Origin of the sequence: Agromyces sp. NPDC056965 (genome assembly GCF_042673425.1) — a bacterium.
In the GTDB taxonomy this organism is placed as follows: Bacteria; Actinomycetota; Actinomycetes; order Actinomycetales; family Microbacteriaceae; genus Agromyces.
Map to the genome: position 1 here is coordinate 19,665 of NZ_JBHURI010000057.1, position 7,650 is coordinate 27,314.

The window sequence follows — 7,650 nt, forward strand, 5'->3', positions numbered from 1 at the left end:
CGCGTGGTGACGAAGCAGGGCAACGGATGCCGGGCGCGGCGCCGAGACGCGTTCGCGGCGAACATTTTCTGGGACATCTGTCCCACTCTTGCTACGCTGCCCACGTGATGGCGCGAACCCGACGGGGAATCCTCGCCGGTGTCGCGCTCACGGTGCTCGTGGCGCTGGGCGCCGGCGTCGCCGTCGTGCTCGCCGACGAGCTCGGCATCCGCAGCGAACCGTCCGACATCCCGGCGGAGGTGCTCGCGGCCGCGCCCGAGACCCCGTCGATCCTTCCGCCCGAGTTCACCGCGATCACCGCGCCGCCATCGCTCCGCATGGAGCTAGCGGTCGACGAGCTGCGTGACGCGGTCGCCGATGCGGACGCGACCGACGGCACGGCCACCCTCGACGTCGTCATCGGCGATGGCCAGGCGGCGGGTGCGGGCGACGACGACGAGTCCTACCGCCTCGAGGGGGCCCCCGACGCGCTGCGCGTGGTCGCGGCATCCGAGGCCGGCGCCGTGCTCGGGGTCTACGACCTCGCCGCCGCGGTTCGCGACCGCCGGAGCGTGACCGAACAGCTCGGCGAGACGATCGACTCCCGCCTCGGCTTCCGCATGGTCGACCTCGGCGCCGTCGGCGTGACGGTCGACGAGTCGGAGTGGGTGGCCGGTGACGACTACTCGCACAACTCGAAGGCCTTCGCCGACGTCATCCTCGCCGAGGCGCCCTACATCGACGACGACGCGCTCGCGGTCGCCCGCACGGACTTCGAGGCCTATGTGCGGCACGCGCTCGCCGAGGGGTACAACGCGATCGCCATCCCCGGGTTCGTCGAGTACCTGACCTTCTCGGGCGTCGGCGACGGCACCGACGTCTACGACCCCGACGATTCGCACGTCGCCCGCGCGCACGCGATGCGGGAGGCGTTCGGGCCGATGTGGGAGTACGCGCACGACGCCGGGCTCGACGTGTACTTCCGCACCGACATGCTCACGCTCACGACGCCGCTCGAGGAGTACCTCGTCGAGCGCTTCGGCGGCCTCGCCACCGAGGACCCCGAGTTCTGGGAGGTCTACTCGGCCGGCCTCGACGAGCTCTACGCCGAGATGCCCTACCTCGACGGCGTGCTCATCCGCATCGGCGAGGCGGGCCGCGTCTACGACCTGCCGGGCTGGGACTACTACTCGAAGCTCGCCGTCACCACGGTCGACTCGGTGCGGGCCATGCTCACGGCGTTCACCGAGCAGGCCGAGCGCGCCGACCGCGAGGTGATCTTCCGCAGTTGGAGCGTCGGCGTCGGCGCCGTCGGCGACATGCACACGAACGACGCCTCCTACGAGGCGGTGCTCGCGGGCATCGACTCCGATGCGCTCATCGTGTCGACGAAGTACACGCTCGGCGACTTCTACAGCCACCTGCCGCTGAACCACACCCTCGAGATCGGCGAGCAGCGACGCATCGTCGAGTTCCAGAGTCGTCGCGAGTTCGAGAACTTCGGCGCGTTCCCAAACGACCTCGGAGTGCTCTACCAGGAGGCGCTGCAGCGGTTCATCGCCGCCAACCCGCGCGTCGAGGGAATCTGGACGTGGACCCAGGACGGCGGCCCATGGCGGGCCGGCCCGCTCTCGCTCGAGCTGAAGGCCGGCTTCTGGCAGCTCTACGAGCTCAACACCGAGCTCGCCGTGCGTCTCGCACGCGACCCCGAGGCCGACCCCGCCGCGATCACGGCCGACTGGGCGCGGCGCTGGTTCTCGGGCGACCCGGCGACCGTCGCGGCGATCGGCGAGGCGATGGCGCAGTCCCGCGACGCCATCACCGACGGGCTCTACATCGGCCCGTTCGCCGACCGCCGGGTCTTCGCGATCGGGCTCGAACCGCCGCCCATGATGTGGATCTTCGAGTGGGACATCCTCACCGGCGACAGCGCGGTGCTGAACGTGATCTACGAGATCAGCCGCGACGAGCTCGACGAGGCGATCGCGGGCGGCGACCGCGCGATCGCCGCGGTCGAGCGCATGCAGTCGGCGATCGAGGCGACGGATGCCGCGAGCTGGCGCGACCCCGTACTGCGCACGGCGTTCCTCGACACCCTCGACTACCAGGCCAACACCTCCGCGATGCTCGGCGACTACCGCGAGATGTTCCTCCGGCAGGCGGAGTGGCACGACACCGGCGACTCGGCGGCATACGAGCGGTGGGATGCCGCGCGGCGGGCGTTCGAGGCATCAGCTGCCGCGCATGAGGCCGCCTACGCGGGCGACCCGTACCTGCCCGCGTACAACCTGACGGCGGCCGAGCTCGGTGTCGAGCGGGCCGTGCGCGACCTGCCGATGGCGTGGGCCGCGCGCGTCGCCCTCGTGCTGCTCGCCGCATGGCTGGCCCACGGCATCGCTGGCGGCTTCGCCCGTGCCGGATGGCCCGGCGCCCGGGCCGCACGCGCGCTGTGGATCGCCGGAACCAGGCCATGGCGAGCACGCGAGGTGGTCGAGGGTCTCGGCCGACTCGACCGGGTGCTGCTGGTCGGCGTGCCCGCCGTCTTCCTCGTGGCGAGCCGCGGCATCCAGACCTGGTTCCTCGCCCCGTCGCACCTGCTCGTGACCCTCGGCGGCTGGGTGCTGTTCGCGGGGGTCGTCTGGCTCGCGCTCGGTCGTCGCTCGGCGTGGCCGGTGATCGCGGCCATCGGAGGGGCCGCGATGCTGCGCGTGGCGCTGCTGCTCGTCGTGCTGGCGCCGACGGGGCCGGGCGGCTACTGGTTCGAGTTCTGGACGAACCCGGTCGGGCGCTCGGTCTACATCGCCGTCGCGTTCGCCGCGTTCGGTTGGGTCGTGGTCGCCGCGGCCTGGGCGCTCGCCGTCGAGCGGGGGGCGCTCCGGGCGACCGGCGCGGTCGTCGCGGGCATCGGCGGCGTGCTCGCGGTGTTCGGCTCGCTCATCGGCCTGATCGGCCTCGAGTCGGCGCTCACCACGTGGAACGACGAGATGGCCCTGCTGCCGTGGGGGCTCTCGCGCATCCTCGGCATCAGCGTCTACCTCGACATCCCGGCGGACACCGCGTGGTGGGTCGCGATCGCCGGCGCCGTGCTCGTCGTGGTCGGCGCGGCCTGCGTCGCGCTGGGTCAGAGGTTCTGGCCGATGTCCCACAGCCGGTCGGGCCGCCCGTCGAGCGCCTCCGACACCGCGAGCGCCTGATCGTCGGAGAGCGACGCGACGTAGTCGATCACGCCGCGACCGACTCCGAGCCGGCGCACGTCGCCCGCCGCGGGGATCGGAACGCCGTCGGGGCGCTCGTGCCGCAGCGCCGCGTAGCCGTCGGTCGCGATGTCCACGAGCTCCTTCAGGCGCTGCGGAACCCGGTCGCGGTCGTGCTCGTCGGTCGCCCAGGCGGTGAGCCCCTTGACGGCCCGGGCGAGCACCCGGCTGAGCCCGCGCTGGTACATGACGATGTCGGCGCGGTCGAGGATGAAGTGCCGGTGCACGAACTTCAGGATCTCGACCTCGTGCCAGGCCTGGCGATCGAGGGTCACGAGACCCGAGCGCACGACGTTGTGCGGCGCGGGCACGACCGATGACTGCAGGTGGCTGATCCACCGGTTCGTGAACGACGAGAGCGCGCGCTCCGAGGCGATCGATCCGTCGAACGGCGTCGCCAGCAGTCCGTCGACGAGATCGTCGGCGACGACGTCGACCGCGTCGGCGAACGCGTCGTCGGCGGCCACCCATGGATCGTCGCGGGCGAACTTGCGGCGGAGGGCCTCGAGCGCGCTGCCAGCAGGGGCGGTGCGGGCGTCGAGGGCCGCTTCGTCGAGCTCGCGCAGCTGGGAGCCGCCCTCGATCCAGCCGCGGAACTCCCGCGCCACGGCGCCCTGGCTGAGCACGCCGGCCCGGTAGAAGTCGTCGACGTCGTGGATCGAGTAGGCGACGTCGTCGGCGATGTCCATGATCGAGCACTCGAGCGACTGCTGCATCGGCGGCAGCCCGGCGCGGGCCTGCTCGAGGTCGAGGGCGTCGATGCCGTACGCCGAGTACTTGGGCACCTCGATGCCCTGCGCGGTGCGGCGCAGGCCGCGCGGCAGCGGCCCGTCGCCGAAGGAGGAGGCGTCGATGTATCTGGTCCACGGGTACTTCGCGACGGCCGTGCGCACCGCCGCCGTGAGGTTCAGCCCGCGCGGAGCGGCCTCGCTGACGTCGAGCGCCGTGAGGATCCGGTAGCTCTGCGCGTTGCCCTCGAAGCCGTCGACGAGGCCGAGCGTCTCGCGTGCGAGCCGGTCGAGCACCCGTTCGCCGAGGTGCCCGAACGGCGGGTGGCCGAGGTCGTGCGCGCTCGCCGCGGCCTGCACCACGACGGCGTCGCAGCCGTGCTCGAGCGCGAGTTCGCGCGCCGGTGACGCGGCATCCGTCAGCTTCACCGCGATCGCCCGCGCGACCGCGGTGACCTTGATCGAGTGCGTGAGCCGGTTGTGGATGAGGGGGCCCGCGCCCGGCTGCGCGATGACCTGGGTGACGGCGGAGAGCCGCGAGAAGTACGGCGAGAATCGGATGCGCTCGAGGTCGAGGCGGAACTGCGAGTGCTCGCCGGTGACCTCGGCGCTGCTGCGCGGCTCCGGAACGAGGCGCGATGCGCGGTCGATCGTCATGCGCTCAATCTAAGCCGATCGACCCGTCGCCGCGGGCGATTCGGATGCCTCGGGGGCGGCGCCGGCGGCGGGGCATCCGCTCGGCTTTACTCTGCCTGCGGCGTCGCATACACTTGGTGAGGTTGTTGAAGTCAGCCAAGATTCTCTGCGCCTATTTTCGGGCTTTCACCTGGTGAGAAACGCAAGGGAATCGTGGCGCTCGGCAACCAGTGGAACAGCCCCGGTCACCCGGTCGTTCCATAGGGCGGTGGCTCAATTGGTAGAGCAGCGGTCTCCAAAACCGCAGGTTGCAGGTTCGAGTCCTGTCCGCCCTGCGAGCCGGCAGTGATTGCCGGCCCACGAAAGGTGTACGAGGTGGCACGAAAAGTAATCGACGAACCGAGTGAAGACGTCGTCGCCAACGCGAAGCGCGATCGCGCCGCGCGTCGGAACCCCTTTTCGCGCGTCGCCCTGTTCATCCGGCAGGTCATCGCCGAGCTGAAGAAGGTCGTCACGCCGACCCGCAAGGAGCTCCTCAGTTTCACGACTGTGGTGCTCGTGTTCGTCATCATCATGATGGCGATCGTGTGGGCGTTCGATCAGGTGTTCGGCTGGCTGGTGCTGTACGTCTTCGGAACACCGGGGGTCTGATCGGACCTTCGGGTTCGACGGATCCGGTTCGCCGCTGGCGCACCGGAGAAAAGGATTGAGAGAAGTGTCAAGGACTGAGCGCGACGACGTCGACTGGGCCACGGCTGCCGAGCAGTCGGCCGAAGACGACGAGGCGCAGACGGGCAACACCCTCGAGCATGAAGAGGACTCGGTCGAGCCGGCCGAGCACCGCGCCGTGCACGTCGTCGACGACGAGGGCAACGACGTCGACCTCGACGCCGTGCTCGACGCGATCGCCGAGTCGACCGACCCCGAGGCCGACGCCGTGGTCGACGACGCACTCGACATCGACTCGGCCGAAGAGGCCGAGGCCGCCGTCGAGGCCGTCATCGAAGAAGACGAGGAGCAGGCCGACCCGTACGCGGAGTTCCGCGCCGAGCTCCGGTTCCTCCCCGGCAAGTGGTACGTCATCCACTCCTACGCGGGCTTCGAGCGCCGCGTGAAGGCGAACATCGAGCAGCGCCGCGAGTCGATGGCCATGGCCGACTACATCTACCAGGTCGAAGTGCCGATGGAAGACGTCGTCGAGATCAAGAACGGCCAGCGCAAGATGGTCACGCGCGTCCGCATCCCCGGCTACGTGCTCGTGCGCATGGACCTCAACGAGGACTCGTGGTCGGTCATCCGCCACACGCCCGGTGTCACCGGCTTCGTCGGCAACGCGCACAACCCGACCCCCCTCCGCTTCGAAGAGGCCTTCGGCATGCTGAAGAGCCTCGTCGAGATCAAGGACGTCGCCCCCGTCAAGGGTGCGAAGGCCGGTTCCGCCGCCGGTGCGGCCCGTGCGATCCCCGCCGAGGTCGACTTCGAGGTCGGCGAGACCATCACGATCAAGGACGGCTCGTTCGCGGGCCTGCCCGGCACGATCAGCGAGATCAAGCCCGAGAGCGGCAAGCTCATCGTGCTCGTCTCGCTCTTCGAGCGCGAGACCCCGGTCGAGCTCAGCTTCGACCAGGTCACCAAGCTCTAACACCTCCCAGACAGTACGCAGCGGCCCTCCGGTACAATCGGAGGGTTGTGCTGCGTCTGGCACGCGCTGGCAACAGCACTTCAGATCACCGCATCCCGGAACGGCCGGGTTGCGGGAGAGTGCCCCGGAAACCGGGGCGTTCGAACAGAAAGAGAGAAATCATGGCACCGAAGAAGAAGGTCACCGGTCTGATCAAGCTTCAGATCAAGGCCGGCGCCGCGAACCCGGCCCCGCCCATCGGCCCGGCCCTGGGTCAGCACGGCGTGAACATCATGGAGTTCTGCAAGGCGTACAACGCGGCGACCGAAGCCCAGCGCGGCAACGTCATCCCCGTCGAGATCACGGTCTACGAAGACCGCTCGTTCACCTTCATCCTGAAGACCCCGCCCGCCGCCGAGCTCATCAAGAAGGCTGCCGGCGTCGCCAAGGGCTCCGGCGTCCCCCACACCACCAAGGTCGGCAAGCTGACCCAGGCTCAGGTGCGCGAGATCGCCGAGTCGAAGATGGTCGACCTCAACGCCAACGACCTCGACGCAGCGTCGAAGATCATCGCGGGCACCGCTCGCTCGATGGGCATCACGGTCGAATAGGCCTCGACGGATGCCACGCGGCATCCGTTCACCAGAACTCAGCATTCAGTGGCAGCGCCCGCCAGGCGCAGATGACCACACTCTCTCAAGGAGAAGCAACATGGCAAAGAAGTCCAAGGCCTACCGCGCCGCGGCCGACAAGATCGAAGACGGCAAGTTCTACACCCCGACCGAGGCAGTGGCCCTCGCGAAGGAGACGGGCTCGGCGAAGTTCGACTCGACCGTCGAGGTCGCGCTGAAGCTCGGCGTCGACCCCCGCAAGGCGGACCAGATGGTGCGCGGCACCGTCATCCTCCCGCACGGCACCGGCAAGACCGCTCGCGTCATCGTGTTCGCGACCGGCCCCGCCGCTGAGGCTGCGATCGCAGCCGGCGCCGACGAGGTCGGCGGCGCCGAGCTCATCGAGAAGGTCGCCGGCGGCTACACCGCGTTCGACTCGGCGGTCTCGACCCCCGAGCTCATGGGCCAGGTCGGCCGTCTCGGCAAGGTGCTCGGCCCGCGCGGCCTCATGCCCAACCCGAAGACCGGCACCGTGACCCCGAACGTCGGCCAGGCCGTCTCCGACATCAAGGGCGGCAAGATCGAGTTCCGCGTCGACAAGCACGCCAACGTGCACTTCGTCGTCGGCAAGGCCTCGTTCACCAAGGAGCAGCTCGAAGAGAACGCCAAGGCGGCTCTCGAAGAGGTCCTGCGCCTGAAGCCGTCGAGCTCGAAGGGCCGCTACATCCAGAAGGGCGCCGTGTCGACCACGTTCGGCCCCGGCATCCCGCTGGACGTCAACGCCATCTAGTCTCACCGCAGACTGCACGAAGGGCCCGCCG

6 protein-coding genes and 1 tRNA gene are annotated in these 7,650 nt (G+C 69.7%); 6 read left to right on the forward strand and 1 reads right to left on the reverse strand.

What is annotated here, in order from left to right:
* Positions 1–107 precede the first annotated feature (107 nt).
* Positions 108–3,173, forward strand: coding sequence for a hypothetical protein (locus ACFTQE_RS14430; protein WP_376925731.1), 3,066 nt, complete (start codon positions 108–110; stop codon positions 3,171–3,173).
* On the opposite strand, the gene ACFTQE_RS14435 is transcribed toward ACFTQE_RS14430, so the two are convergent.
* Entirely contained in the window at positions 3,101–4,618 is a 1,518-nt protein-coding gene (locus ACFTQE_RS14435) for a deoxyguanosinetriphosphate triphosphohydrolase family protein (protein ID WP_376925728.1), read from the reverse strand. The two genes, ACFTQE_RS14430 and ACFTQE_RS14435, sit on opposite strands and share 73 nt — an antisense overlap.
* 241 nt (positions 4,619–4,859) lie before the next feature.
* On the opposite strand from ACFTQE_RS14435, the gene ACFTQE_RS14440 reads away from it, so the two are divergent.
* The 5 genes from ACFTQE_RS14440 (at position 4,860) to rplA (ending at position 7,619) form a co-directional block, all read left to right on the forward strand.
* Positions 4,860–4,932 (forward strand) — tRNA-Trp (locus tag ACFTQE_RS14440).
* A 40-nt stretch (positions 4,933–4,972) separates the two neighbouring features.
* On the forward strand, positions 4,973–5,248 hold the full coding sequence (secE, locus tag ACFTQE_RS14445; RefSeq protein ID WP_056007694.1) for a preprotein translocase subunit SecE: 276 nt from the start codon (positions 4,973–4,975) through the stop codon (positions 5,246–5,248).
* 64 nt (positions 5,249–5,312) lie between these two features.
* Positions 5,313–6,239, forward strand: coding sequence for a transcription termination/antitermination protein NusG (gene nusG, locus ACFTQE_RS14450; RefSeq protein ID WP_376925729.1), 927 nt, complete (start codon positions 5,313–5,315; stop codon positions 6,237–6,239).
* 161 nt (positions 6,240–6,400) lie between these two features.
* On the forward strand, positions 6,401–6,829 hold the full coding sequence (gene rplK / locus ACFTQE_RS14455; protein WP_022891467.1) for a 50S ribosomal protein L11: 429 nt from the start codon (positions 6,401–6,403) through the stop codon (positions 6,827–6,829).
* A 100-nt stretch (positions 6,830–6,929) separates the two neighbouring features.
* Entirely contained in the window at positions 6,930–7,619 is a 690-nt protein-coding gene (gene rplA / locus ACFTQE_RS14460) for a 50S ribosomal protein L1 (RefSeq protein WP_376925730.1), read from the forward strand.
* Positions 7,620–7,650: the final 31 nt, after the last annotated feature.

Bases quoted from the DNA above. Each gene is read 5' to 3' on its own strand.
- rplK (WP_022891467.1), top strand. From the start codon at position 6,401: ATGGCACCGAAGAAGAAGGTCACCGGTCTGATCAAGCTTCAGATCAAG.
- ACFTQE_RS14435 (WP_376925728.1), bottom strand. From the start codon at position 4,618: ATGACGATCGACCGCGCATCGCGCCTCGTTCCGGAGCCGCGCAGCAGC.
- ACFTQE_RS14430 (WP_376925731.1), top strand. From the start codon at position 108: ATGGCGCGAACCCGACGGGGAATCCTCGCCGGTGTCGCGCTCACGGTG.
- rplA (WP_376925730.1), top strand. From the start codon at position 6,930: ATGGCAAAGAAGTCCAAGGCCTACCGCGCCGCGGCCGACAAGATCGAA.